Origin of the sequence: Streptomyces sp. B15 (assembly GCF_018070605.1) — a bacterium.
Classification (GTDB): Bacteria; Actinomycetota; Actinomycetes; order Streptomycetales; family Streptomycetaceae; genus Streptomyces; species Streptomyces smyrnaeus.
This window is the reverse complement of sequence record NZ_JAGPXJ010000006.1, coordinates 74,264-98,582: the sequence shown is the minus strand read 5'-3', so window position 1 is coordinate 98,582 and position 24,319 is coordinate 74,264. Positions and strand designations below refer to the sequence as shown.

The 24,319-nt window shown below is 73.0% G+C and carries 17 protein-coding genes; 10 read left to right on the top strand and 7 right to left on the bottom strand.

Annotation, left to right across the window (positions count from 1 at the left end):
- Nucleotides 1-335: 335 nt before the first annotated feature.
- The 7 genes from KBY19_RS05100 (at nucleotide 336) to KBY19_RS05070 (ending at nucleotide 10,550) form a co-directional block, all read left to right on the top strand.
- Nucleotides 336-971, top strand: coding sequence for an acyltransferase (locus KBY19_RS05100; RefSeq protein ID WP_099881517.1), 636 nt, complete (start codon nucleotides 336-338; stop codon nucleotides 969-971).
- Nucleotides 972-1,113: 142 nt separating this feature from the next.
- Nucleotides 1,114-2,268, top strand: coding sequence for a DegT/DnrJ/EryC1/StrS aminotransferase family protein (locus KBY19_RS05095; protein WP_099881515.1), 1,155 nt, complete (start codon nucleotides 1,114-1,116; stop codon nucleotides 2,266-2,268).
- Nucleotides 2,265-3,626 (top strand): Gfo/Idh/MocA family protein, encoded by a 1,362-nt coding sequence (locus KBY19_RS05090; protein WP_185017007.1) that lies wholly within the window; start codon nucleotides 2,265-2,267, stop codon nucleotides 3,624-3,626. The genes KBY19_RS05095 and KBY19_RS05090 overlap by 4 nt, the downstream gene beginning before the upstream one ends.
- On the top strand, nucleotides 3,623-6,424 hold the full coding sequence (locus KBY19_RS05085; protein WP_185017005.1) for a glycosyltransferase: 2,802 nt from the start codon (nucleotides 3,623-3,625) through the stop codon (nucleotides 6,422-6,424). Before KBY19_RS05090 ends, KBY19_RS05085 begins: the two co-directional genes overlap by 4 nt.
- A gap of 118 nt (nucleotides 6,425-6,542) precedes the next feature.
- Nucleotides 6,543-8,321 carry a glycosyltransferase family 4 protein gene (locus KBY19_RS05080; protein WP_247690617.1) on the top strand — a complete coding sequence of 593 codons (1,779 nt, stop codon included), beginning with the start codon at nucleotides 6,543-6,545 and terminating at the stop codon, nucleotides 8,319-8,321.
- A complete protein-coding gene (locus tag KBY19_RS05075) occupies nucleotides 8,206-9,486 on the top strand; it encodes a nucleotide sugar dehydrogenase (protein WP_307843439.1) in 1,281 nt (426 codons plus the stop codon). The genes KBY19_RS05080 and KBY19_RS05075 overlap by 116 nt, the downstream gene beginning before the upstream one ends.
- Nucleotides 9,483-10,550, top strand: a complete 1,068-nt coding sequence (locus KBY19_RS05070) for a glycosyltransferase (protein ID WP_210965238.1) — start codon at nucleotides 9,483-9,485, stop codon at nucleotides 10,548-10,550. Before KBY19_RS05075 ends, KBY19_RS05070 begins: the two co-directional genes overlap by 4 nt.
- A 47-nt stretch (nucleotides 10,551-10,597) precedes the next feature.
- Here the strand turns inward: KBY19_RS05070 and KBY19_RS05065 are convergent, their stop codons facing one another.
- From KBY19_RS05065 to KBY19_RS05050, 4 genes are all read right to left on the bottom strand, one after another.
- The gene (locus tag KBY19_RS05065) at nucleotides 10,598-12,883 is read right to left on the bottom strand and encodes a bifunctional glycosyltransferase/CDP-glycerol:glycerophosphate glycerophosphotransferase (RefSeq protein WP_210965237.1); all 2,286 of its coding nucleotides are present in this window, start codon (nucleotides 12,881-12,883) and stop codon (nucleotides 10,598-10,600) included.
- Nucleotides 12,778-15,324 (bottom strand): CDP-glycerol:glycerophosphate glycerophosphotransferase, encoded by a 2,547-nt coding sequence (locus tag KBY19_RS05060; protein ID WP_210965236.1) that lies wholly within the window; start codon nucleotides 15,322-15,324, stop codon nucleotides 12,778-12,780. The genes KBY19_RS05065 and KBY19_RS05060 overlap by 106 nt, the downstream gene beginning before the upstream one ends.
- Before the next feature lie 225 nt (nucleotides 15,325-15,549).
- The gene (locus KBY19_RS05055; RefSeq protein ID WP_099881490.1) at nucleotides 15,550-16,323 is read right to left on the bottom strand and encodes a decaprenylphospho-beta-D-erythro-pentofuranosid-2-ulose 2-reductase; all 774 of its coding nucleotides are present in this window, start codon (nucleotides 16,321-16,323) and stop codon (nucleotides 15,550-15,552) included.
- A gap of 28 nt (nucleotides 16,324-16,351) precedes the next feature.
- Nucleotides 16,352-17,758, bottom strand: coding sequence for an FAD-binding oxidoreductase (locus KBY19_RS05050; RefSeq protein ID WP_210957194.1), 1,407 nt, complete (start codon nucleotides 17,756-17,758; stop codon nucleotides 16,352-16,354).
- Nucleotides 17,759-17,890: 132 nt separating this feature from the next.
- On the opposite strand from KBY19_RS05050, the gene KBY19_RS05045 reads away from it, so the two are divergent.
- From KBY19_RS05045 to KBY19_RS05035, 3 genes are all read left to right on the top strand, one after another.
- A complete protein-coding gene (locus KBY19_RS05045) occupies nucleotides 17,891-18,454 on the top strand; it encodes a phosphatase PAP2 family protein (RefSeq protein WP_307842677.1) in 564 nt (187 codons plus the stop codon).
- Nucleotides 18,447-19,439, top strand: a complete 993-nt coding sequence (locus tag KBY19_RS05040; protein WP_210965235.1) for a decaprenyl-phosphate phosphoribosyltransferase — start codon at nucleotides 18,447-18,449, stop codon at nucleotides 19,437-19,439. The genes KBY19_RS05045 and KBY19_RS05040 overlap by 8 nt, the downstream gene beginning before the upstream one ends.
- A gap of 167 nt (nucleotides 19,440-19,606) precedes the next feature.
- Nucleotides 19,607-20,089, top strand: a complete 483-nt coding sequence (locus tag KBY19_RS05035) for a GtrA family protein (RefSeq protein ID WP_185016988.1) — start codon at nucleotides 19,607-19,609, stop codon at nucleotides 20,087-20,089.
- Here KBY19_RS05035 and KBY19_RS05030 read toward each other — a convergent pair.
- From KBY19_RS05030 to KBY19_RS05020, 3 genes are all read right to left on the bottom strand, one after another.
- Complete coding sequence (locus KBY19_RS05030; protein ID WP_099881479.1) at nucleotides 20,082-21,029, bottom strand: carbohydrate ABC transporter permease; 948 nt, start codon at nucleotides 21,027-21,029, stop codon at nucleotides 20,082-20,084. The two genes, KBY19_RS05035 and KBY19_RS05030, sit on opposite strands and share 8 nt — an antisense overlap.
- Nucleotides 21,026-22,561 (bottom strand): carbohydrate ABC transporter permease, encoded by a 1,536-nt coding sequence (locus KBY19_RS05025; protein WP_245226405.1) that lies wholly within the window; start codon nucleotides 22,559-22,561, stop codon nucleotides 21,026-21,028. Before KBY19_RS05025 ends, KBY19_RS05030 begins: the two co-directional genes overlap by 4 nt.
- A 124-nt stretch (nucleotides 22,562-22,685) precedes the next feature.
- The gene (locus KBY19_RS05020) at nucleotides 22,686-24,035 is read right to left on the bottom strand and encodes an ABC transporter substrate-binding protein (protein ID WP_210965234.1); all 1,350 of its coding nucleotides are present in this window, start codon (nucleotides 24,033-24,035) and stop codon (nucleotides 22,686-22,688) included.
- Nucleotides 24,036-24,319 lie beyond the last annotated feature (284 nt).

Genomic DNA, 24,319 nt, shown 5'->3' with positions numbered 1-24,319 from the left:
TGGGCTGCGGGGCAGCGGGCGGAGTCCACGCCGCGCGCGGCGCGCCGGTCGCCTCACACGCCGGGGGCGTCGCCATCCTCGGCCTCGGACCCCGAACGATTCTCCCGTCCAGGACCCGAACGTCCGCTCGCCCCGGGCGCCGAACGATCACCCGGCCCGGATCCCGTACGTCCGCCCGTCCCGGACCCCGCGACCGCCTGCCCGTCCCGCACCGGGACAGAAAGCGAGCCCTCATGTCCACCGCCGACGCGACCCCCACTCCGGCCACTCCGGCCCCGGCTTCCGCCTCTTCCTTCCGTCCCCCGCACCACACCCGCCTCGGCGGGTTTCGGGCCATGCCCGGTGCGCAGGTCTCCGAGCAGGCCGTCGTCGGAGACGGCAGCACCGTGTGGGAGCTCGCACAGGTGCGCGAGAACGCTGAGCTCGGCGCGGAGTGCGTGGTCGGCCGCGGTGCCTACATCGGTGCGGGCGTCCGCATCGGGGCGCGCTGCAAACTGCAGAACCACGCCCTCGTCTACGAGCCCGCCGTGCTGGGGGACGGCGTCTTCGTGGGGCCCGCCGTCGTGCTCACCAACGACCGGGCCCCGCGGGCGGTGGACCCGGACGGTGCGCTCAAGCAGGCGGGCGACTGGGAGGCGGTGGGCGTCACGGTCGCCGAGGGGGCCTCGCTGGGCGCCCGGTCGGTGTGTGTGGCCCCGGTACGGATCGGCCGCTGGGCGATGGTGGCCGCGGGCGCCGTGGTGACGGCCGACGTGCCCGACTTCGCCCTCGTGGTGGGGGTGCCGGCCCGCCGTATCGGCTGGGTGGGCCGGGCGGGGCTGCGGCTGCGTGCGCTGCCGGGGCGGCCCGGGGAGTGGGAGTGCCCGCGGACGGGTGCGCGGTACGCCGAAGAGGGCACGCGGGAGGGCGCGCAGGGGGCCGAGGCGTCCGCGGCCACCGTCACGCTCCGCGAGGAAACGCCCATGAGGTGACGCGGTGTGGAGATCGCAGCCCTCGGCCGGGGCGCTTGCGTAGGCGATTCGGGTGATTCGTACGCAAATCATGCAAGAGAGCGGTCGAATCAGGGTCCACATAGGGATGAATCTGCCGGGGGTACCGGAGGGCACATCCGCCATGCAAGGGCTGCGAAAAGACATCATTCCGGCTGCCGAGCCCACGCTCGCCAGGTCGACCGTACCGGCCGCCAAACCCGTGATCGGGGACGACGAGGTGGCCGCCGCCGTGCGGGTGCTGCGCGACGGCCGCGTGGTGCAGGGCCCAGAAGTGGCGGCGTTCGAGGAGGAGTTCGCGGCGCTGGTCGAGGGCCGCCCGTGCGTCGCCGTGAACTCGGGCACCTCCGCGCTGCACCTGGCGCTGCTCGCGCTCGGCATCGGGCCGGGCGACGAGGTGGTGGTCCCCTCCTTCTCGTTCGCCGCGACGGCCAACGCGGTGCGGCTGGCCGGGGCCGATCCCGTCTTCGCGGAGATCGACCCGGACACCTTCTGCCTCGACCCGGACGCCGCCGCCGAGGCCGTCGGTCCGCGGACGGCCGCGCTGATGCCGGTGCATCTGTACGGCCATCCGGCGCCGATGGGCCGGCTGACCCAGCTCGCGCAGCGGCACGGGCTGGCCGTCGTCGAGGACGCCTGCCAGGCGCACGCGGCCGCGCTGCACGGCCGCCCGGTGGGTGCCTTCGGCGACGCGGCGTGCTTCAGCTTCTACCCCACCAAGAACATGCACACCCTGGAGGGCGGGCTGGTCGTCGTCCCCGACGCGGAGCGGGCCCGCACCCTGCGGCTGCTGCGCAACCAGGGCATGGAGCAGCGGTACGAGAACGAGATCGTCGGCGCCAACATGCGGATGACCGACGTGGCGGCGGCCATCGGCCGGGTGCAGCTGGAGCGGCTGCCGGAGTGGACCGAACAGCGCCGCACCAACGCCAAGGCGCTCGACGCGGGGCTGACCGGGGGACTGGTCACCCCGCTGGTGGCCGACGGCGCCCGGCACGTCTACCACCAGTACACGGTCCGGGTGCCCGGCGGAGCCGCCGTTCGGGACGCGGTGCAGCGCGAGTTGCAGGCCGCCGGTGTGGGGTGCGCCGTCTACTACCCGACACCCATCCACCGGTTGAAACCGTACGCGCACCTGGGCGCCGATCTCCCGGTCACCGACCAGGCCGCCGCCGAGGTGCTCTCCCTTCCCGTACACCCCTCGCTCACCCCGGGCGACCTGGACCAGATCGTTGCGGCCGCCAACAGCGCGGCGAGCACGGCGGGAGTGATCCGATGACGGCGATAAGAGCGACGGCGGCGACGAAGGCCCCCGTGGCGCCCACGGCCAACGCCCCCAAGACCGCCGTGCCCCCGGTGGCGTACGGTCCCGGGACCGGCACCGTGGCGCCCGTACCGGCCGAGCAGTCCGTCGGGCACCGGCCCGAGGGGACGCGGCTGCGTGCCGGGCTGGTCGGGCTGGGCGCGATGGGCCGCAACCACGCGCGGATCCTCTCCTCGTTGGAGGGCGTGGAGTTCGTCGGCGCCGTCGACCCGGCGGGTGATCCGCACGGCAGCGTCCCGGCCGTGTGCGGCGTGCCGGTGCTGTCCGAGGTGGCCGACCTGCTGGCGCTGGGCGTGGACTACGCGGTGGTCGCCTGCCCGACGGCGCTGCACGAGGCGGTCGGTCTCCAGCTCGCCGCGCACGATGTGTGCGCGCTCATCGAGAAGCCGCTGGCGCACACGCCGCAGGCTGCGCGGCGGCTGGTGGACGCCTTCGAGGAGCGCGGGCTGGTGGCGGGGGTCGGTCATGTGGAGCGGTTCAATCCGGCACTCCAGCAGCTGCGGGCGCGGCTGGAGGCCGGGGAGCTGGGGGAGGTCTTCCAGGTCGTCACCCGCCGGCAGGGCCCCTTCCCGCACCGCATCGCCGACGTGGGAGTGGTCAAGGATCTGGCCACCCACGACATCGACCTGACGAGCTGGATCACCGGGCAGGCCTACGCCTCGCTGGCGGCACGTACCGTCTCCAAGAGCGGCCGGGAGCACGAGGACATGGTCGCGGTCGTCGGCTCACTGACCGACGGGACGATGGTCAGCCACCTGGTGAACTGGCTCAGCCCGCTCAAGGAGCGCTTCACCGCCGTCACCGGGGAGCGGGGCTGCTTCGTCGCCGACACCCTCACCGCCGATCTGACCTTCCACGCCAACGGCGCCGTGGCCACCGAGTGGGAGGCGCTGCGGGCCTTCCGCGGTGTGGCCGAGGGGGACACCGTGCGGTACGCCTTCGCCAAGCGCGAGCCGTTGCTCGTCGAGCACGAGCGGTTCCGCGACGCGGTACGCAACGGTACGGGGCAGGGGAGCGGCATCGTCACGGCCCGCGAGGGGCTGCGGACGGTGCAGGTGTCGGCCGCCGTGCTGGAGTCGGCGGACGAGGCGGCCCCGCTGATGGACGGCGCACGGGACGCGGCCCCGCTGGTCGAGCCCCTGGAACCGGTCGAGCGCATGGCGCCCGTCGAGCCACTGGCGCCCGCTGAGCGCATGGAGCCTGTCGACCGTGTGGCAGCCGCCGAGGCCGTCGAGGTCCCCCGCGAGCCCGTCGAGGTGACCCCCACCCGCACCGAGCGCACCGCCCCCACCGCCGCGGAGCACACAGCATGAAGCAGACGCACCGCATCATCCGGCGCCGGACGGCGCGCGGCAGCAAGGCCCCGGAAGCGCCCGACGCGGCCGAGGGGCGGATGGGCGAGAGCGCGGCGCGTACCGGGGACGAGCGCCCCCGGGGGCGGCCGCGGCTGGCGGTCGTCGTCGGCAACACCATCACGGGCGACTCCCGGGTGCAGAAGACCGCGATCGCCGCGGCCAGGGCGGGCTGGGACGTGACGCTGATCGGCCGCAGTCCCTCCAAGCGGCGCGAGGAGTCGGTGCTCGGTCCCGTCCGCGTCATCAAGGTGCCGGTCTCGGCGCACATGCGGGCCGTGGTGGCGGCCGAGTGCCGCCGCCCCCAGCTGCGCAGCCGCCTCACCCAGTTCGGACTGCCCGACGACTCCGCCTGGGTACGGGCGCGCGCCGCGCACGCCGCGTGGGTGCGCGAGCAGACGGCGCGCGTGGGCTGGCTCGGCGCGCCCTCGGGCGGACGGCCCGCGCCGCAGGGACTGCGCACACCGGAGGCGCTGCCGTCCGCGCTCGCCCGGCAACTGGCCCGGGAGGCCCTCAAGGGGTGGGTGCGGGCTCGCCGGTACGCGCACAAGGGCCGCGGGCGCGCCTACCAGTGGGAGCGCCGCCGGGCCGCCGGGCCGCCGAAACCGACCGGTGACTGGCGCGTCGACTGGCCCGAACTCCTCGACATCGACCTGGCGTTCGGCCCGGTCATCGAGGAGATCGAGCCGGACGTCATCCACGCCAACGACCATCTGATGATCGCCGTGGGCGCGCGCAGCGCCGCCCGGCTGCGCGCCCGCGGGGTGCCCACCCGCTGGCTGTACGACGCGCACGAGTACGTCCGCGGTGTGGAGTGGCCGGACGCGGTGCGGGCCGGCGCCTTCCCCGGAGTGGAGGAGGAGTTCATCCGCAGGGCGGACGCCGTGGTCACCGTCTCCGGGGAGCTGGCGGGCATTCTGCGGGAGGCCTACGCGCTGCCCGCCGAGCCGCTGGTCGTCGCCAACGCACCGGTACGCGAGACCGTCAGCGCCTGCGCCGGGGAGCGCGTCTCGGTGCGGGACGCCTGCGGGCTGGGCCCGGATGTGCCGCTGCTCGTCTACGCCGGGTGGATCGGCCCCGAGCGCGGCCTGGACACCGCTGTGGAGGGCCTGGCCCAGCTGCCGCACGCGCATCTGGCGCTGGTCGCGGGCAAACAGAACGCGACCCTCCAGGGGCTGCTGGCTCGCGCCGACGAGCTCGGCGTCCGGCAGCGGGTGCATGTGGTGCCGTATGTGCCGCAGGAGCAGGTGCCCGACTACCTCTCCTCGGCCGACCTCGGTGTGATCTGCTTCCGGCACGTGCCCAACTGCGAGATCTCGCTGCCCACCAAGGCGGCCGAGTATCTGCACGCCGGACTGCCGGTGATCACCAGCGGGGTGCGGACGCTGCGCAGCTTCGTCGAACGCACCGGCGTCGGCGAGGTGTACGTCACCGAGGACGTGCCCTCCTTCGTCGCGGCCGTGCAGCGCGGACTCGCCCAGCGGAGCACCCTGGCCGCGCGGATCACCGAGCCGCTGCTGCGGGAACTGTCCTGGGAGCAGCAGTCCGCCGGGCTGCTGGACCTCTACGAGCGGCTCGCGGGCCAGGCGGCCGCCGCCCGGCTCGCGCCCCGCAGCGTGCCGTGGTCGGCCTCCGAGCAGCCCGGTCTGGGCGCCCCGGGGCGGGCGGCGGCGCCGGAGCCGGCCACCCCCGGTGGTGTCCCCGCCGGTTGGCGGTCGCTGGACAGCACCCCGGTGCGGCTCGGCATGGGCTGCGCCAACTCGGCCGGCCAGCTGGCCGGGTTCGCGCGGGCGCTGTGCGAGCGGCGCCAGGACCTGTCGGCCGAGGTGGTGATGCACACCCACGACCAGAGCGTCATCTACCCCGCCGACATCTACGCGATCGGCGAGCGCACCGGTGACCTGGGCTTCCAGCTCGACCGGGCGCGCCGCGTCCTGGGCTCCTACACGCACTACCTGGCCGACTCCTTCACCCCGGCGCTGGGCAGACTCAACGGCGGCCACATCCAGGACGACCTGCCCTCCCTGTCAGCGGCCGGGATCAAGGTGGCGCTGCTGGCGCACGGCAGCGACGTCCGCGACCCGCAACGGCATATGAGCCGCTACGAGAACTCGCTCTTCCACGCGGCGGACGAGGCGATCCTGCGGGCGCTGGCGAAGAAGAGTGCCCGCAACCGGCGGATGGCGGCGCAGAGCGGGCTGCCGCAGTTCGTGACCACCCCCGATCTGCTGGAGGAGCTGCCCGGCGCGCGCTGGGCCCCGCTGGTGGTCGACGTCGACGGCTGGACGAGCGAGCGCCCCGCCATGGAGCGGGCACGCCCCGTGGTGGTGCACGCGCCCTCCAAACGCTGGACCAAGGGCACCGAGCAGGTGGTGCCGGTGCTGGAGGAGATGGACCGGCGGGGCCTGATCGAGTTCCGGATGGTGACCGGGGTGCCCTGGGTGGAGGTGCAGGAGCTGGTCAAGGAGGCGGACATCGTCGTCGACCAGTTCGCGGTGGGCACCTATGGCACGTTCGCCTGCGAGGGGATGGCCGCGGGCAGGCCGGTCATCGCCTTCCTGGACGAGCGGCTGCACCGGTCGGTCGGTATCCGGCCGCCCATCGTCAACGCCACCCCGGCCACGCTGCGCGGCGCGGTCGAATCCCTGCTCGACGACCGGGATCTGGCGATGCGGACGGCGCAGGAGTCCGCCGAGTACGTGCGTACCTACCACGACGGCACCTATACGGCCGATGTACTGGACGGCTTCCTGCGCTGAGGCCGCAGCGGCCGGCAGCCGACAACAGAGAGGGGAAGCCGTGGAGTTCGACAGCGGCCCCGGGACGAGCGACACCCCGGCACCGGAGCGGTCCACCGGGCGGCGGGGCCGGATCGTGATGCTGGTGTGCAACGGGGTGGTCGGTGACTCCCGGGTGCAGAAGACCGCCCGCTCGGCCGCCGAGGCCGGGTGGGAGGTGACGCTGCTGGGCCGGTCCCCCGACGGGCGGCCCGCCTCCTGGCGCCTCGGTCCGGCCCACGTACGGCTGCTGCCGGTACCCACCCCGCTGGCGCACCCGCCCCGCACGGCGCGCCGCCCGTTGCTGACCCGGCCGCTGGCCTACCGGCCGGGCACCGCGCCCTACCGGGTGCAGCGGGTCAAGGCGTGGCGCGACGAACTGCGCACCCGGCGCGCCGCGCTCACCGCCGGAGCCGCCGCCACCGGAGCCCTCGCCCGCAGCCGCCGCCCGTCCCCCGTGGCGCTCCCCCGTGCCGCCGCCCGGCTCGTCCGGCCGTACGCCGCCGCCCGGCTCGCGCTGCCGCGCGCCGCGGCCCGGCTCGTCCAGCGCTGGGTCGGCTTCCGTACCCGCCAGCTCGACCGCAGGACCGCGCTGCGCGGCACCGGCACACTGCTGGACCGCGCGGCGGTGGCCTGGTGGCAGCGCACCCTCAAGGAGCGCTGCTGGCGCCGGCTGTGGCCGAGCCTCTACGACTTCGAGCTGGCCTACGGCCGGGTGGTGGACGAGCTGCGGCCGGACATCATCCACGCCCACGACTTCCGGATGCTGGGCGTGGGCGCCCGCGCCAAGGTCCGTGCGGCGGCCGAGGGGCGGCCGGTGAAGCTGGTGTGGGACGCGCACGAGTACCTGCCCGGCGTCCGGCCCTGGCAGAACGATGCGCGGTGGCTGCCGGCCCATCTGGCGCACGAGCGCGAGTACGTGCCCTGCGCGGACGCCGCCGTCACGGTGTCGGGCACCCTCGCGGCGCTGCTGCGCAGCTCCCACCGGCTGGCCGAGGAGCCCACCGTCGTCCTCAACGCCCCGGAGCAGCACACCACCCGCCGCAGCTCGTGCGAGGCGCGTCGCGAAGCGGGAGAGAGCGCCGCCGACAGCGCCGTGCCGAGTCTGCGCGCCCTGTGCGGCATCGACACCGACACACCGCTGGTCGTCTACAGCGGTGCCGCCGCGCCGCAACGCGGTCTGGACACGATGGTGGAGGCGCTGCCCGCGCTGCCCGGGGTGCACACGGCGCTGGTCGTCCCCAAGCCCGCCGCCGGGTATCCGCGTGAGCTGCGGGCGCGGGCGGCGGCGCTGGGGGTGGCCGAGCGGCTGCATGTGCTGCCGTACGTGCCCTACTGGCAGGTGGTTCCCTTCCTCGCCGAGGCGGACGTAGGCGCGATTCCGCTGCACCACTGGACGAACCACGAGATCGCGCTGATCACCAAGTTCTTCGAGTACGCGCACGCCCGGCTGCCGCTGGTGGTCAGTGACGTCAAGACGATGGCGGCCACCACCTTGGAGACCGGGCAGGGCGAGGTCTTCCGCGCCGAGGACACCGCCGACTACGTACGCGCCGTGCGGGCGGTGCTCGACGACCCGGAGCGCTACCGCGCGGCCTACGAGCGCCCCGGGCTGCTGGAGCGGTGGACCTGGGAGGCACAGGCCCGCACCCTCGACCGGATCTACACCCAGCTGCTCCAGTCGGCGGCCCAGGAGCGGCGGGACCATCAGGAACAGCCAGAAGGAGACCGGAATGCGGATCTGTGTGGTGGCGCTCGGGAAGATCGGACTGCCGCTGGCCGTCCAGTTCGCGGCCAAGGGACATCGCGTGACGGGCGCGGACACCGACGCGCGGGTGGTGGCGAGCGTCAACGACAAGGTGGTGCCGTTCCCCGGTGAGGCGGGACTGGACGAACGGCTGGCCGAAGCGGTCGAGGCGGGGCGGCTGTCGGCGACGACGGACACCACGGAGGCCGTCGCCGACGCGGAGGCCGTGGTCGTGGTCGTACCGCTGTTCGTCGACGAGCGGGGCACGCCCGACTTCCGTGCGATGGACGCCGCGACCCGTGCCGTCGCCGCCGGGCTGCGCCCCGGCGCCCTGGTCAGCTATGAGACGACGCTGCCGGTCGGCACCACCCGCGACCGTTTCGCGCCGATGCTCGGCGAGGGCTCGGGGCTGCTGCCGGAGCGGGACTTCTCGCTGGTCTTCTCACCCGAACGGGTCTTGACCGGGCGGGTCTTCGCCGATCTGCGCCGCTACCCCAAGCTGGTCGGCGGCATCGGCCCGCACTCGGCCAAGGACGGTGTGCGTTTCTACGAGTCCGTCCTGGACTTCGACGTCCGCGAGGAGCTGCCCCGGCCCAACGGGGTGTGGGACCTGGGTTCGGCGGAGGCCGCCGAGCTGGCGAAGCTGGCCGAGACGACCTACCGGGACGTCAACATCGCGCTGGCCAACCAGTTCGCCCGGTTCGCCGACCGGTCCGGTGTGGACATCGAGGCCGTCATCGACGCCTGCAACACCCAGCCCTACAGCCACATCCACCGCCCCGGCATCGCCGTGGGCGGCCACTGCATCCCCGTCTACCCGCGTATGTATCTGTGGAACGACCCGGCGGCGGCCGTCGTACGCGCCGGGCGCGAGACCAACGAGGCCATGCCCGAGCACGCCGTCGACCTGCTCGCCGACGCCTACGGCGATCTGAGCGGGGCCGAGGTGCTGGTGCTGGGCGCCGCCTACCGGGGCGGGGTGAAGGAGACCGCGTTCTCCGGCGTCTTCCCCACGGTGACGGCGCTGCTGGCGCGGGGAGCGCGCCCCTACGTCTCCGACCCGCTGTACGAGCCGCACGAGCTGGCCGACATGGGGCTGCGCCCGCACACCGGCCAGCGGGTGACCGCCGCCGTCGTCCAGACCGACCACCCGGCCTACCGGGAGCTGTCCGCCGACCAGCTGCCGGGCGTCCGGGTGCTGGTCGACGGCCGCCGCGTCACCGACCCGGCGCTGTGGGCGGGCGTGCGCCGGGTGGTCATCGGGGACGGTGCCGGGCGAGGGGTGGTGCGCGCATGACCACCGGGCCCGGGCCCGGCCCGGACCGCCCGGACGTCAGTGTCGTCGTCCCCGTCCACAACACGATGCCGTACCTCACCCGCTGCCTGTCCTCCCTCGTCGAGCAGACGCTCGGACGGCGGCGGACCCAGGTGATCGTCGTCGACGACGGCTCGACCGACGGCAGTACCGAGGAGATCGAACGCTTCACCGCCCTGCACCCCGGTCTGTTCACCACCGTGCGGCAGCCCAACTCGGGCGGCCCGGCCGCCCCCTGCAACCGGGGCCTGGAGCTGGCCGCCGGGCGCTACGTCTTCTTCCTCGGTGCCGACGACCATCTGGCGCCCGTGGCCCTGGAGCGCATGGTCACCATGGCCGACAACTGCCGCTCGGACGTGCTGCTGTGCAAGATGGTGCCGATCGGCGAACGCACCGTCCCCACCGGTGTGTTCAGCCGCACGGCACCGGTCATCCGGCTGGTCGGCGACGGGCTGCCGTGGGCGCTGTCCAACACCAAGCTGTTCCGCCGCTCCCTGATCGAGGAGCACGGCATCCGCTACGACGAGTCCATGCCCGCCTTCAGCGACCAGCCGTTCGTGCTGGAGGCGTGCGTACGCGCCGCCCGGATCTCCGTACTGGCCGACGAGCCGTACTACTTCGCCGTCCGCCGCACCGACTCCAGCAACATCACCTTTCGCGCCGGCCCCGCGACCCGGCTCGGCTGCGCGGGGCGGCTCTTCGAGGCCACCTGCCGTTTCCTGGCCCCCGGGCCGCTGCGGGACGCCTTCCACAAACGCCACTTCCACGTCGAACTCTTCCAGCTGTTCGGCGCGGACTTCGGCGCGCTCCCGCCCCAGGAGCGGGAGGCGGTCTGCACGGGCGCGGCCCGGCTGATCGGCGCCTACGGCGACGGGGTGCTGGAGCGGATCGATCCCCGCCGTCGCCGGACCCTGGAGCAGGCCTGGCGCGGCGATGTGGCCGCGCTGTGCGCGGAGATCGCCGCCGACCCGGCGCGCACTCCCCGCCCGCCGACGGTCGGCCGCTTCCCCGCCGTGCGGCGCCTGATGGCGGCGATGCTGGACTGACGGCCCGCGGCTGGGCGAGCAGCTGACCGCGCGCCGTGCGGGCGCGGTCAGCTGAAGGGCTCCGGGGCGACGCCCAGGTCGCGGGCCTGCTCGGACGCCGCCACGGCGGCCTCCGCCTCCTGCGGGGTGGGCGCCCGGCGCCGCTCCTCCGGCGGAAGCAACGGCGGCAGGCTCGAAGAGGGCTCCCCCAGCAGCACGCGGCGGACGACGCGCTCGGCGGCGTGGCCGTCGTCCCAGGGGCAGAAGCGGGCGCGGAAGGCGCGCCGCAGGGCGCGGGCCTCCGGGCCGCACCAGGTGCCGCTGCGGAAGACCGCCGTCAGCTCGTCCTCGGTGCGGGTGACGGGGCCGGGCGTCTCGCCGGGGCGGCCGGAGAGCAGATCGAAGTAGACGCCGCGGGTGTCGCGGTAGCTCTCCCAGTCGGGGGCGTGGATCACCAGCGGCCGGTCGAGGTCGGCGTAGTCGAACATCAGCGACGAGTAGTCCGTGACCAGCGCGTCCGCCGCCAGGCACAGGTCCTCGACCGACGGATGGCGGGAGACGTCCCGCACCAGTCCGCGGGTGTGCAGGTCGCGCAGCACGCTGTCCCGCCCGTAGTAGTAGTGCGTACGCACCAGCAACACGTACTCCTCGCCCAGCCCCGCGCTCAGCCGCTCCAGGTCAAGGTGGGGGACGAACCCCTTGCGGTAGTCGCGGGCCGTGGGCGCGTACAGCAGGGCGATCCGGCCGCGCGGGATGCCCAGCCGGGCGCGGACGGCGGCGACCTCCTCGGCGGTGGCGGAGGCGTAGCGGTCGTTGCGCGGATAGCCCGCCGGCAGATCCTCGTAGCCGCAGGGGAAGACGCGGTCCCACACCTCGGCCGAGTGCGGGTTGGAGGTGACGCTCACATCCCAGCGGCCCGCCCGGCGCAGCAGCCTGCCGAAGTCCATCTGGGCCGCGGCCGGGTACGGCTGCTGGTCCAGGCCCATCGTCTTGAGCGGGGTGCCGTGGTGGGTCATCACATGCACCTGGCCCGGCCGCTTCACCAGATGGTCGGGGAAGTTGACGTTGTTGACGAAGTACCGGGCGCGCGCCAGCATCCGCCAGTAGCGCCGCGAGCCGGGCACCACATGGTCGGTGCCGGGCGGCAGGGAGGGGACGGCGTCCTGGCGGACGACCCACACGCTGCGCAGGTGCGGCGCCAACTCGCGCGCCTTGGCCTCGATCGCCTGCGGATTGCAGGCCGGCCCGCGGTTCCAGTACGCGGAGTAGACGGCCACGTCCGGATAGAGGGGCAGCAGCCGCTGGAGGGCGTAGTAGAGGCCGTGGTGGGCGCGGGCGAGCGGGGGGCGGGCCGCGCGGGCGCAGCGTCGGGCGAGCCCGGCCGTGCGGCGCAGCGACTCTCGCGCGGCGAACAGGGCGTAGGCGTTGTGGGCGAGCAGCCGGCAGTCGCGGGCCCGGTGGCGCGGCGGTGTGAAACCGCGCGGCACGTGTGTGCGGTAGAGGCGGGCGGCCTCCCGGAAGAAGGCGCGCCGGTCGGCGGGCCGTACCCGTTCGCGGTGCCGTATGCAGAAGATCAGGTGCGAGACGGCCCGTTCGAACAGCAGCGGGCGGTGTGCCGCCAACTCCGGCCGGCGCTCCAGGAAGGCGAACAGGGAGGCGTACTGCGGGAAGATGTCGAAGTGCCGGCGCCCAGGGGAGCGGGTGATGGCGCCCTGGTGCCGCTGCCGGTAGTCGACGCAGACGTGCGGCAGGCAGCCGATGGACCCGGCGCACACCAGTGCCTCGTTCGACAGCGGAGCGTCCTCGTACAGTCCGGGCTCGAAGCGGAAACCCTCGCGCAGATAGAACGTGCGCCGGTAGGCCTTGTTCCAGGCGACGTGGAAGAGCGTGAGCAGTTCGGGGTTCTCCGCCACGGTGAAGGTCTGGGTGCCGACCGCCGCCAGTTGTTCGCCGTACGAGCTGGCCTCGGTGTGTCCGTCCCAGTAGGAGCGCTGGTGGTCGAAGATCAGCACGTCCGGGCCGCCACAGGAGGCCAGCTGGCGGTCGATCGCGGCGAGCGCGCCCGGCAGATAGCTGTCGTCGCTGTCGAGGAAGAGCAGATAGTCGCCGCACGCGTGCTCGACGCCGATGTTGCGGGCCGGCCCCAGTCCGCCGTTCTCGGGCAGGTGCAGCACCCGCATCCGCGGATCGCGCGCCGCGTACTCGTCGAGTATCGCGCCGCTGTGGTCGGGCGAGTGGTCGTCGACGGCTATGAGTTCGAGGTCGGTGAAGGACTGGCCGAGTACCGAGTCGAGACACTCGCGCAGGTAGCCCTGGACCTTGAACACCGGTACGACGACGCTGAAGCGGGGCATGACCACCAGTCCTTCGCTGCGAGAGGGGCAAGAGGCGTCAGTTGTGCGGGGGAGGCGGGACCGGGAGCGTCCGGCGCCCCCGGCGTGGGGGCGGGCCGCCGCTCGTCGAGCGGTACGACCGGGGGCATCTCCCCGCCGAAGTCCCCCGCTCTCCGGCCGGTAGCGCCCCCGGGGGAAGGGGCCGACGCCGAGAGGACTCGGCCGCGCACGGCGGGCGGGCCCGCGCCGAGGAAGACGTGCCGCACCACGCGTTCGGCCGCGTGCCCGTCGTCCCAGGGGCAGAACCGGCGGCGGAAGGCGGCGCGCCGGGCGCGGGCGTGCTCGGTGGCGTGGGCGCCGGTCGCCAGGAGGTCGATCAGTTCGTCCTCGTGGCGCGCCACGGGACCCGGCGCCATGGCCGTGATGTCGAAGTAGGTGCCGCGCGCCGCCCGGTAGGCCTCCTGGTCGGGGGCGTGGATCACCAGCGGCCGGTCGAGGTTGGCGTAGTCGAACATCAGGGACGAGTAGTCGGTGACCAGTACGTCCGAGGCCAGGCACAGCTCCTCGACCGAGGGGTGGGCCGTCACATCGATCAGCCCTCCGGGCGGCTCGCACGGCAGGTCCTCGCCGGCGTGGAGGGGGTGCGAGCGGAACAGGAGGACGTAGGAGGGGCCCAGCGCGGCCACCAGCCGGGCCAGATCGGGCCAGGGCTGCCGACCGCGCTGGTAGTCGCGGTGGGTGGGCGCGTACAGCACGGCCGTCACCCGGTCGGGGATGCCCAGTTCGGCGCGGATACGGGCCACGTCGGCGGCGGTCGCGGTCCGGAAGATGTCGTTGCGTGGTTGGCCGAACTCCAGCGTGGTGTACGGCGAGGGGTAGGCGCGCTCCCACACCAGTGTGGAGTGCGGGTTGGCGGACAGGCTGTAGTCCCAGCGGTCGGTGTGCTCCAGCAGCCGCGCGAAATCCGTGCCGCCTGCGCTGCCCATGCCGCTTGCGCCGCCCGTGTCGTCGCCGGCCTTGCCGTCCGCAGCCCCCATGCCGTCCGCTGCGGCCGGGTAGGCCATCAGGTCCAGGCCCATGTGCTTGAGCGGAGTGCCGCGGTGGGTCTGCACAAGGATCTGGCCGGGCCGTTTGCGGTAGCCGTGCGGGAGGTCGACATTGCTGACGAGGAACCGGGCGCGGGCGAGCGCCGACCAGTACGCCGCCGATCCCGGCCGGATGTGCCCTACGCCGGGCGGGAGGGTGTGCGCGTGGGCGGGGGTGCATATCCAGGCCGTGCGGATGTCCGGGACCAACTCGCGGGCCTTCGCCTCGATCGCCGCCGGGTTGCAGGAGTAGCCCCGGCCCCCGTACGCGTCGAAGACGGCCAGCCTCGGATCGAGCGGGCGGCGGCGCTGGAGGAGGTAGTGGCAGCGGAATATCGCCGTGCGCAGCCGGGAGCGCGCCGTGCGCAGCCGGGCGCCCAGCAGGCGGCGTGCCCGGCCGGTGTGCGAGAGCAGCCGGAAGGTGCGGTGCGCGCCGTATCGCACCAGCAGCCGCCGCAGCCGCCTGGCCGTGGTGTCGGGCGGGCCGACCGTGCCGGGAGCGGGCCGGTGGCGGCGGCAGTGCGAGCGGGCGCGGCGCAGGAACTCGGCGCGGGCCGTGCGGGGCAGTCTGCCGGGACTGCTGTGGATGGTGGCGAAGTGGTCGGTCATCCGCTGGTGCAGATGGGGCCGCCAGCGCTCCAGTTCGGGCCGCGTTCCGAGGAAGGCGAACAGCCGGTCGTACTGGTCGAAGACGTCGAAGTGGCGGCGTCCGGTGGTGGTCAGGATGCTGCCGCCGCGCCGCTGCCGGTAGTGCACGCAGACCCTGCCCAGCGTCGCGATGGTGCGCGCGGTGAGCAGGACGGGGAAGTTCCAGGGAGTGTCCTCGTAGGTACCGGGCGGGAAGGTCAGGTTCTCGCGGAGCAGGAAGTCGCGGCGGTAGGCCTTTGACCAGGGGAAGGCGGGCAGTCGCAGCAGTTCGGGCCGCTCGGCCAGGGTGCACACGGCCGGCCCCGCGTCGGGCCCCAGGAGAGGGGGGTGGGCGGCCGGCCCGAGGGAGCCGTCCCAGTAGGCGGGGGCGTAGTCGAACACCAGCACGTCCGGGTCGCTGGTCGCCGACAGCCGCTCGGCCAGCGCCCGCAGGGTGCCGGGCGCCATGGTGTCGTCGCTGTCGAGGTAGAGCACATAGTCGCCGCGGGCGCGTGCGGTGCCGGTGTTGCGGGCCGGACCCAGTCCGCCGTTCTGCGCCAGATGGATGACGGTCACCCGGGAGTCGGCGGCGGCGTAGGCGTCCAGGATCTCGCCGCTGGAGTCCGGGGAGTGGTCGTCGACGGCGATCAGCTCGAAGTCGCCGAAGCACTGCCCGAGCACGGAGTCGAGGCACTCGTGCAGATATGCCTGCACCTGGTGGACGGGCACGATCACGCTGAAACGAGGCATGGCCAATCCGCGGGGTCGACGGCCGGCTCCGCCTTACGGGCCGATTAATCTGATTTATCCCATATGTTGCGGGGGCCCACATCCCGGCGCGGCTCCCCGAAGGGGCGCGGGGAACTGCTCCCCCGGACTCCGTCCGGGCGGGGGTGCCCCCGGCCGGAGGCTGGGGGAGTGCCCCCACCAGCCACGAACAACCCGCATCCCGGATACCTCGGAAGGGGCAGCCCCTCAACCGGGCAGCCGCCGGAAGAGGGGGCGCGGCAGATGCCGCAGCACACTCATCACGGGTCCAAGTGCGGAGGGCACCCACACCGTCCGCGCCCGCCGCCGGACCCCGTGCTCGATCGCCTCCGCCACCGCGCTCGGCGTGGTGGCCAGCGGAGCCGGCGCCCGGCCCGCCGTCATCCGGGTGTGCACGAATCCGGGCCGTACGACCAGCACGTGCACCCCGCTGCCGTGCAGCGCGTCCCCGAGCCCCTGGGCGAAGGCGTCCAGACCCGCCTTGCTGGACCCGTAGATGAAGTTGGCGCGGCGGGCCCGCTCGCCCGCGACCGAGGAGAGCACCACCAGCGAGCCGTGGCCCTGGGCGCGCAGCGCCTTGGCGCACACCAGCCCGGAAGAGACGGCGCCGATGTAGTTCGTACGGGTGACGCGCACCGCTGCCATCGGGTCCTGCTCGTCGCCCTGCTGGTCGCCCAGTACACCGAAGGCGAGCAGGACGAGATCGATGTCGCCCTCCGCGAAGACCTTCTCCAGCACCTCCTCGTGGGTCTCGGGAGCGAGCGCGTCGAACGGGACCGTACGGACGGCGACCTCTGCGCCGTGCGCGGCGGCCTCCTCCCGCAGCCCGGCCGCCGCCGAGTCCAGCCCCGGTCCCGGCCGCCCGGCGAGCCGGACCGTGCGGACCCGGCGGGCCATGAGGCGGCGCACGGTCGCCAGCGCGATCTCGGACGTGCCGCCCAGCACGAGCAGCGACTGCGGGGAACCGAAGGCGTCCTTCATGGGTGCTCCTTGCACATTGGGGTCCCGCTCACAGCGACAGCCGCCGTGCCAGGTCCGAGGTGAAGTGGCCGCGCGGGTCCAGCCGGGCACGCAGCGCGCGGAAGTCGTCCAGCCGCGGGTACATGGCGGGCAGCAGTTCGGGCCGCATCCGTGCGTCCTTGGCCAGATACAGCCGTCCCCCGGCGACGGCGACCTCCTCGTCCAGCAGGTCGAGGAAGTCCGCCAGGCCGGGCAGCCCGGCCGGGACGTCCAGCGCCAGCGTCCAGCCCTCGGTGGGGAAGGAGAGCCAGCCCGGGTCCCCGGTACCGAACCGTTTGAGCACGGCGAGGAAGGAGGGGCACGAGCGGCGCGAGATGAGCCGCACGATGCGGCGCAGCGCGTCGTCGTGCTCGTGCCCGACCACGCACTGCCACTGCACGAAGCCCGCGCTGCCGTAGACCCGGTTCCAGTGCGGCAGCCCGTCCAGCGGGTGGAAGAACGAGGCGAGGCGCTGCAGCTCACCCCTCCGGCGGCGCGGCGCCTTGTGGTACCAGAGCTTGTTGAAGGCCGAGACGGTACTGCCGCGCAGCAGCCCGTTGGGTACGGCGCGGGGTGCGGGCGGCAGCCGCCCGGGCCGGAAGGCCAGCGGGTCCCGGCGCGCCGCGCGCGCCAGTCGCCCCGGGCCCTCCAGCGCCTCCAGCGGTGCGTGATCGCCGCGGGTGAGCACGGCGCGCCCGGCCGCGGTGCCGCGCGCCAGCAGATCGATCCAGGCCACCGAGTAGCGGTAGCGGTGGTCGGTGGCGGTCAGCGTGGCCAGCAGCGAGTCCAGGTCGGGCAGCCGCTCGGTGTCCACCGTCATCAGCGACGTCTCCACCGGCAGCAGCGCCACCGTCGCGCTCAGCACCAGCCCCGTCAGGCCCATACCGCCCGCTGTGGCGTCGAACAGCTCGCTGCCCGGCGTGACCTCGCGCACCTGCCCGTCGGCGGTCAGCAGCTCCAAGGAGCGCACATGGCGGGTGAAGGAGCCGCAGACGTGATGGTTCTTGCCGTGGATGTCCGCACCGATCGCCCCGCCGACGGTCACATAGCGGGTCCCCGGGGTGACGGGGACGAACCAGCCCAGCGGCAGCAGCACCGTCATCAGCCGGTGCAGACTGACCCCCGCCTCGCAGGTCACCGCGCCGCCCGCCGCGTCGATGGCCAGCACCCGGTCCAGGCCGGTGGTGTCCAGCACGGTGCCGCCCGCGTTCTGCGCCGCGTCCCCGTAGGCGCGGCCCAGCCCGCGCGCGATGCTGCCGCGGGCCCCGCACGCCAGGACGGCCTCCACCGCCTCCTGCCGGGTGCGCGGGCGCAGCACCCGGGCGCCGGTGGGAGCCGTCCTGCCCCAGCCGGTCAGCAGCCGGGCGGTGCGGTCGGGCGGCGCGGGCGCGTCGCGCCGGATGTGCTGAACGGGCATGAACGTGACGGTAAGCGCCGGGAAATGCGAGGGAGGGGAGGCCGTGCCGCTGGTGTCGCTGAAAGGGTGAAAGGCCGAGTGTCGGACCGCGGCTGGGCCGGTGGCGGCGCGGGGCGCGGCAGAGTCTTCAGCGTGGCAGCGAGAACGGCCCGACGATGGGGGCAGTGGGAACGGCGGCTGTTGTGCGCCCTGGGCGACTGCGCGGACGACGCCCGGGTGGCCGGCACGGCCCGCGCCCTGTCCTGGAGCGGGGAGCACGCCGCCGTCTGGCTCCTGGTCGGACTCGCCGGCGCCGCCACCGACCGTACCCAGCGGGAGCGCTGGCTCAAGGGCACCGCGCTCGTGGGCGCCGCGCACCTGGCCAGCATGGGGATCAAGCGGGTCGTGCGCCGCCCGCGCCCCGGACCGGCCGGCCGCGCCCCGCTGGTACGGACGGCGGGAGCGCACTCCTTCCCCAGCTCGCACGCCGCCTCCGCCAGCGCCGCCGCACTGGCCCTGGGCGGGCTGCGGCACGGGTCGCTCGGCGGACGGCGGCACGGCACCCCACTGACGGCGCTGGCCGCGCTGATGTGCGTCTCCCGGATGGTCGCGGGCGTCCACTACCCCTCCGACGTGCTGGCGGGCGCGGCGCTGGGCGCGCTGACCGTACGGCTGGGCACCCGCGGCCCGCGGGGGAGGGGGCGCCCGCATGGCTGAACGCTCCACACTGACCGGCTCGCCCGGGCAGGAACTGGCCGGTCCGGCAGAGGGCGGCGGCGCCGAACCGCACCCCCTCGCCGCGCCCACCCGCCCCGCCGGGTTCGCCGGCACCCTCCCCGGCGGGCTGCTGCTGACCGTACGGCCCCGGCAGTGGGTGAAGAACCTGCTGGTCGTCGCGGCACCCGCCGCCGCGGGTGAGCTGGCCTCCGTGCACACGGTGCTGGAACTGGCCCTCGTCTTCGTCCTGTTCACCGCGGCGGCGGCAGCTGTCTATCTGCTCAACGACGCGCGCGACGCGGAGGCCGACCGGGCGCACCCCGACAAGTGCCGCCGCCCGGTCGCCGCCGGGACCGTCCCGGTGCCGCTCGCCTACGCCCTGGGCTCCGTGCTCGCCGTGGCCGCGACGGGCGCCGCCGCGCTGCTGTGCAACACGGCGACCGCGGCCCTGCTGGCGGGCTATGTGGTCATGCAGATCGCCTACTGCCTGCGGCTCAAGCGCGTTCTGGTGGTCGATCTGGCCGTGGTGACGACCGGGTTCGTGATGCGGGCGATGTCCGGCGGGCTGGCGCTGGGGATCCCGCTCTCCCGCTGGTTCCTGATCACCGCCGGATTCGGCGCGCTGTTCATGGTGGCGGGCAAGCGCTACTCGGAAGCGCTGCTGATGGGGGAGGGCGAGGGCGGCACCAGGGCGCTGCTGCGCGAGTACACCGTCGGCTATCTGCGCTTCGTGTGGCAGCTCGCGGCCGGGGTGGCGGTACTCGCATACTGCCTGTGGGCCCTGGGGACCGATGCGGGCGCGGGGGTCTCCCTGTGCCGGCAGCTGTCGATGGTGCCGCTGATCTGCGCGGTCCTGCGGTACGGGGTCTTTGTGGACCGCGGCAGTGCGGGGTCCCCGGAGGACGTTCTGCTGCGGGACCGCCCGCTGGCCGTCACAGCGGTGTGCTGGGGCGTTTTGTACGGCCTGTCGGTTGCGGGGCTGTAGGGCATGCTCCGGAAAGGGGGTGCCCCTGTCCGTTGTCCGCGGACTGCGGGCGCGTCGTGGCCGGTGGCGCAGTTCCCCGCGCCCCTGAATGGTCACCCTCTTGCGCTTGGGAGGTCTGCGCCAGAGGCGCAGGGCTGGCAAGCGCAGCCCCCCATGCGGGGTACGCAATGAGTAAGCCGCGCGCGTTGGGCGCCGAATTCGCGGGGTTCGCCGCCGTCGGCGTGTTCGCCTTCGCCGCCGACCTCGGCACGTTCCTCTACCTCCGCGGCCCCGCCGCAATGGAACCGATGTACGCGAAGGCACTCTCGTTCCTCGCCGGCGCGGCCGTCGCCTACGCGGGCAACGCGCTGGGTCCCTACCGGCTGCGTGAGCGCAAGGTGTCCGGCGGCTGGCGCAGATTCGCCGTCTTCGTGCTGGTCAACGCGGCGGGTGGCGCGGTGCAGCTGGGCTGCCTCGGCGTCTCCCGTCATCTGCTGGGTCTCACCTCCGTCTTCGCCGACACCGTCTCCGGTGTCGGCGTCGGCATGGTGCTGGGCACCGCCGTGCGCTTCTGGGGGACGCGCACGCTGGTGTTCTCACATGTGACCGCCCCCGTCCCGGAAGGGGTACGGGGGCGGGGGCGGCCGCGGGTGGACGGCGAGGCTACTTGACGGAGCCCGCCATCACACCGGAGACGAACTGCTTCTGGAAGGCGAAGAAGACCGCCAGCGGTACCAGCATCGAGATGAAGGCGCCCGGCGCCAGCACATCGATGTTGTTGCCGAACTGCCGCATCTGCTGCTGGAGCGCCACCGTGATCGGCGGGTTCGTCGAGTCGGCGAAGATCAGCGCGACCAGCATGTCGTTCCACACCCACAGGAACTGGAAGATGCCCAGCGAGGCGATGGCCGGGCCGCCCAGCGGCAGCACGACCCGGGTGAACAGCCGGATCTCACCGGCGCCGTCCAGCCGTGCCGCCTCCAGCAGTTCGCGGGGGATCTCCGCGAAGAAGTTGCGCAGCAGGAAGATGGCGAACGGCAGGCCGAAGGCCGTGTGGAAGAGGACGACACCGGCCGTCGTCTCGAAGATGCCCAGGGTGTTGAAGAGCTTGGCGACCGGTACCAGCGCCACCTGCACCGGCACCACCAGCAGCCCCACGACGACCAGGAACCACCAGTCGCGGCCGGGGAAGTCCATCCAGGCGAAGGCGTACCCGGCCAGCGCGCCGATCACCACCACCAGCACGGTGGCCGGAACGGTGATCAGCACGGTGGTCCACAGCGAGCTCATCACCTGGTCGTTGGCGAACAGCGCGTCGTAGTTCGAGGTGGTCAGCTGATCCTTGTTCAGGATCCAGGGGAAGCTGCCGTTCAGGTCGAAGATGTTCCACCAGCCGGATATGGAGACATCCGCCGGGTCGCGCAGTGACGAACTGAGCAGCCCGGCCGTCGGCATCAGCCAGAACAGACCGATGACGACCAGTGCGAAGCGCACTGCCCAGTGGCCGGTGAAGGCGGCCACCCGCGCGGCGGCCGAGGTCTTGGGAGCGGCGGCTTCCGGTGCCGGAGCCGTCGGCTGAGAGGACGCGCCAGGGGCGGTCAGCGTGGTCATCGGCGGGACTCCCTGCGCAGACGGCGGATGTTGAGGATCATGACCGGCACGACGAGCAGCAGCAGGACCACTGCGATCGCGCTGCCCGCGCCCTGGTCCGGGCTGCCACCGAAGGACTTCAGATACAGCTGGAGCGCCAGGACGTTGGCCTCCCGTTGGGTGGCGCCGGGCGCGATGACGTAGACGAGGTCGAAGATCTTGAGGACGTTGATCATCAGGGTGACGGTGACGACGCCGAGCACCGGCGCCAGCAGCGGCACCGTGACCTTGCGGAAGACCTTCCACTCGTTGCAGCCGTCGACCCGTGCCTGCTCCAGCAGCTCACGCGGCACACCGGCCAGGCCCGCCGCGATCAGCACCATCGCGAAGCCCGCCCACATCCACACGTAGGACCCGATGATGGCCGGCGTCACCAGGGTGGGGCCGAGCCAGTCGATACCGTTGTAGGGCGCCGCGAAGTTGGAGGCGGGCAGCCGCAGCTTGGCGCCGTCGGCGGCGGCCGGGAGGGTGAAGGTGCCGTCCTCGCCCGTGGTGGCCTCGGCGACCTTGCGGCCGTCCTTGACCGCCTCCACCTTGATGCCGGCCAGCGCTTTTTCCTGCTGGTCGATGACGCCGTGCTCGCTGCGCCCGCCCTTGACGAAGTCCAGCCACACCGCGCCGGTGATCTGGCCGCCCTCGGCCTTGGCGGGCTTCTTGGCGACTGCCGCGTCGCCCGCCTCCTTGGGCGGAATGCCCACCAGCGGAAGGTGGGCCGGGCTGCCGGCGTCGACGGTGTCCTTGGTGGTGTAGGCGCCCTTGGAGATGGTCAGCGGCGCGTCGGTGCGCGGACGCGCGTCCGGCCAGGGCGAGGTCTCGGCGAACGTGTCGTGGACGGTGGTCCACATCGCGTTGGCCACGCCCCGGTCCGGGTCCTGCTCGTAGACGAGCCGGAAGATGATGCCCGAGGCCAGCATGGAGATGGCCATCGGCATGAAGACCAGCAGCTTGAAGGCTGTTCCCCAGCGCACCTTCTCGGTCAGTACGGCGAAGATCAGGCCGAGTGCCGTACACACCGCGGGTGCGACGATCACCCAGACGAGATTGTTGCGGAAGGCGATCAGCGTGCTGTCGTCGGTGAACAGCTCCGTGAAGTTGTCCAGCCCCACGAAGCTGGAGCCGTCGGCGTTCATGAAGCTGCGGAAGACCGAGAACGCGATCGGGTAGACGACCAGCGCTCCCAGGACGACCAGGGCCGGCAGCAGGAACAGCGCGGCGATCCAGGGGCGGCGGCGCAGCGCCGAGGCCCCCTTACCGACCGCGGTCCCGGCGCCGCTGCGCTCGGCGGACGTCTGCTCGGCGGGTGTACGGGCGGGCGCCGCGTCGGCGGCGGCCTGCGCCGTGCTGCTCGCTGTCTTCGGCGCGGTCGCGGTCGCGCCGTCTGTCGTGCTTGAACTGGTGCCGGTGGCGGCTCCGGTGACCGGCGCGTCGGGCGCGCCGGCGTCGTCCGGTATGTCTCCGGTCGCGCCGCTTCCTGGCTGGCTCGGGGTCGGCATGACGGTGGTCTCCCCTGTCTGGTCCGTCAGTGAGGCGTGGAGATCGCGAGAGCCGTACGGGACGTGCGGGTCACGGGGGACTTCCGCGTCGTACGGGTCGCGGTTGATGTGGCTGTGGCGCGGTTCACTTCTCGTACGCCTTGGCGGCGGCCTTCTCCAGCGCCTGCTGAGTGCCCTTGATGTCCTCGGGGTTCTTCAGGAAGTCCTGGAGGGCCTTCCACTCGCCCTCACCCTTGGTGCCGCCGAACGCGGCGGGCGCCTGGTCGGACATGTCGAAGCGGAAGTCGTTCCCGGCTTCGACCAGCGCCTTGGCGATCTCGCGCTGCGGCTGGTTCGGGTAGGCGGACAGGTCCAGTTCCTTGTTGGGGGAGACATAGCCGCCCTCGGCCGCCCAGATCCCCGCCGCGTCCTTGGAGGCGAGGAAGGTGGCGAGCGCCTGCGCGCCCTTGCTGTTCTTCAGCACGGCCGCCGCGTCGCCCGCGGTGACCACCGGGGGCTTGGCACCGACCTTGGGGAACGGGTAGACCTGCGCGTCCTTGCCGATACGGGCCTTGGTGTCGCCCTCGATGTTGACGCCGACGAAGTCGGCCTCGAAGACGAGCGCGGCCTGCGGCGAGGCGAGGTTGCCGAAGGCCTGGGTCACCGACTTGGGGAAGTCCGTCTGCAGCGCGCCCTGGTTGCCGCCGGCCAGCAGATGGCTCTTGCCCCACAGTTGCTGCAGGGTCTTCAGCGCCTCGGTGACCGACGGGTCCGTCCACTTGATCTTGTGTTCGGCGAGCTGGTCGTACTTCTCGGGACCGGCCTGGGACAGATAGACGTTCTCGAACCAGTCGGTGAGCGTCCAGCCGTCGGCGCCGCCGACCGACACCGGGTCGACGCCCGAGTCGGAGAGCGTTTCCGCGTCCTTGACGAAGGACTTCCAGTCCTTGGCCTCCTTGACGCCCGCGTCCTCGAAAGCCTGGGAGTTGTACCAGATGAGGGACTTGTTGGCGGCCTTGTAGTAGATGCCGTACTGCTTGCCCTCGTAGCTGCCCAGGTCCCGCCAGCCCTTGGCGAAGTTCTTCTTGGACTGGGCGAGCGCCTCCTTGCCCAGCGGCTTGAGCCAGCCCTTTCTGGCGAACTCCCGCAACACACCGACCTGCGGCAGCATCGCCACATCCGGCGGCGAGCCGCCCTCGACCTTGGAGCCTATGTAGGTGGCCACGTTGTCGCCGGTGGGCACGAACTCGACCTTGGCGCCGGTTCGTTTCTCGAACTCGTCGAGCACCTTGCGGAAGTTCTTCTGCTCGTCACCCGTCCACACCGCCGCGACCTGGAGCTTCTGGCCTTTGAGCTGGGGGAGGTCCACGGTCGGCTTGTGCGAAGCCGCCCACTCGCTCCCTTCGTCCTCGGCGGCACACCCCGCGGCGGTGAGCGTCAGGGCGGCTGCGGAGGCAAGCGCGAGAGCCGTGCGTGGAGCACGCGAGATACGCATGGTTGAGTGCCGTCCCTTTCCCCGTGTACTCCCGTGTCCATCACATGAACGGGAGATGAGCAGACGCGGCCTGCCCAGGGGCGGCACCGCGTCGTACCTTCTTGTGCGGAAGTTTGTACGCCCGGACGATGCCCTCTGGCAACACTGTTCGGCCCGCCGTCGGCATCTTGATCAGTCCGTGACCTGACACGGTGAACCTGCCTGCCCTCATCTGCGAACTCATGGGCAAAGAGGGGAAGTTGGGGCGTTCGTTGTGGGGCTCTCGAAGGGCGGCGGGCGAGCCG

Coding starts and splice junctions, on each gene's coding strand:
- KBY19_RS05030 (WP_099881479.1), bottom strand. CDS start 21,029: ATGACCACGCTGACCGCCCCTGGCGCGTCCTCTCAGCCGACGGCTCCG.
- KBY19_RS05065 (WP_210965237.1), bottom strand. CDS start 12,883: ATGCCCCGCTTCAGCGTCGTCGTACCGGTGTTCAAGGTCCAGGGCTAC.
- KBY19_RS05080 (WP_247690617.1), top strand. CDS start 6,543: ATGCTGGTGTGCAACGGGGTGGTCGGTGACTCCCGGGTGCAGAAGACC.
- KBY19_RS05095 (WP_099881515.1), top strand. CDS start 1,114: ATGCAAGGGCTGCGAAAAGACATCATTCCGGCTGCCGAGCCCACGCTC.
- KBY19_RS05060 (WP_210965236.1), bottom strand. CDS start 15,324: ATGCCTCGTTTCAGCGTGATCGTGCCCGTCCACCAGGTGCAGGCATAT.
- KBY19_RS05085 (WP_185017005.1), top strand. CDS start 3,623: ATGAAGCAGACGCACCGCATCATCCGGCGCCGGACGGCGCGCGGCAGC.
- KBY19_RS05035 (WP_185016988.1), top strand. CDS start 19,607: ATGAGTAAGCCGCGCGCGTTGGGCGCCGAATTCGCGGGGTTCGCCGCC.
- KBY19_RS05040 (WP_210965235.1), top strand. CDS start 18,447: ATGGCTGAACGCTCCACACTGACCGGCTCGCCCGGGCAGGAACTGGCC.
- KBY19_RS05100 (WP_099881517.1), top strand. CDS start 336: ATGCCCGGTGCGCAGGTCTCCGAGCAGGCCGTCGTCGGAGACGGCAGC.
- KBY19_RS05090 (WP_185017007.1), top strand. CDS start 2,265: ATGACGGCGATAAGAGCGACGGCGGCGACGAAGGCCCCCGTGGCGCCC.
- KBY19_RS05070 (WP_210965238.1), top strand. CDS start 9,483: ATGACCACCGGGCCCGGGCCCGGCCCGGACCGCCCGGACGTCAGTGTC.
- KBY19_RS05020 (WP_210965234.1), bottom strand. CDS start 24,035: ATGCGTATCTCGCGTGCTCCACGCACGGCTCTCGCGCTTGCCTCCGCA.
- KBY19_RS05055 (WP_099881490.1), bottom strand. CDS start 16,323: ATGAAGGACGCCTTCGGTTCCCCGCAGTCGCTGCTCGTGCTGGGCGGC.
- KBY19_RS05050 (WP_210957194.1), bottom strand. CDS start 17,758: ATGCCCGTTCAGCACATCCGGCGCGACGCGCCCGCGCCGCCCGACCGC.
- KBY19_RS05025 (WP_245226405.1), bottom strand. CDS start 22,561: ATGCCGACCCCGAGCCAGCCAGGAAGCGGCGCGACCGGAGACATACCG.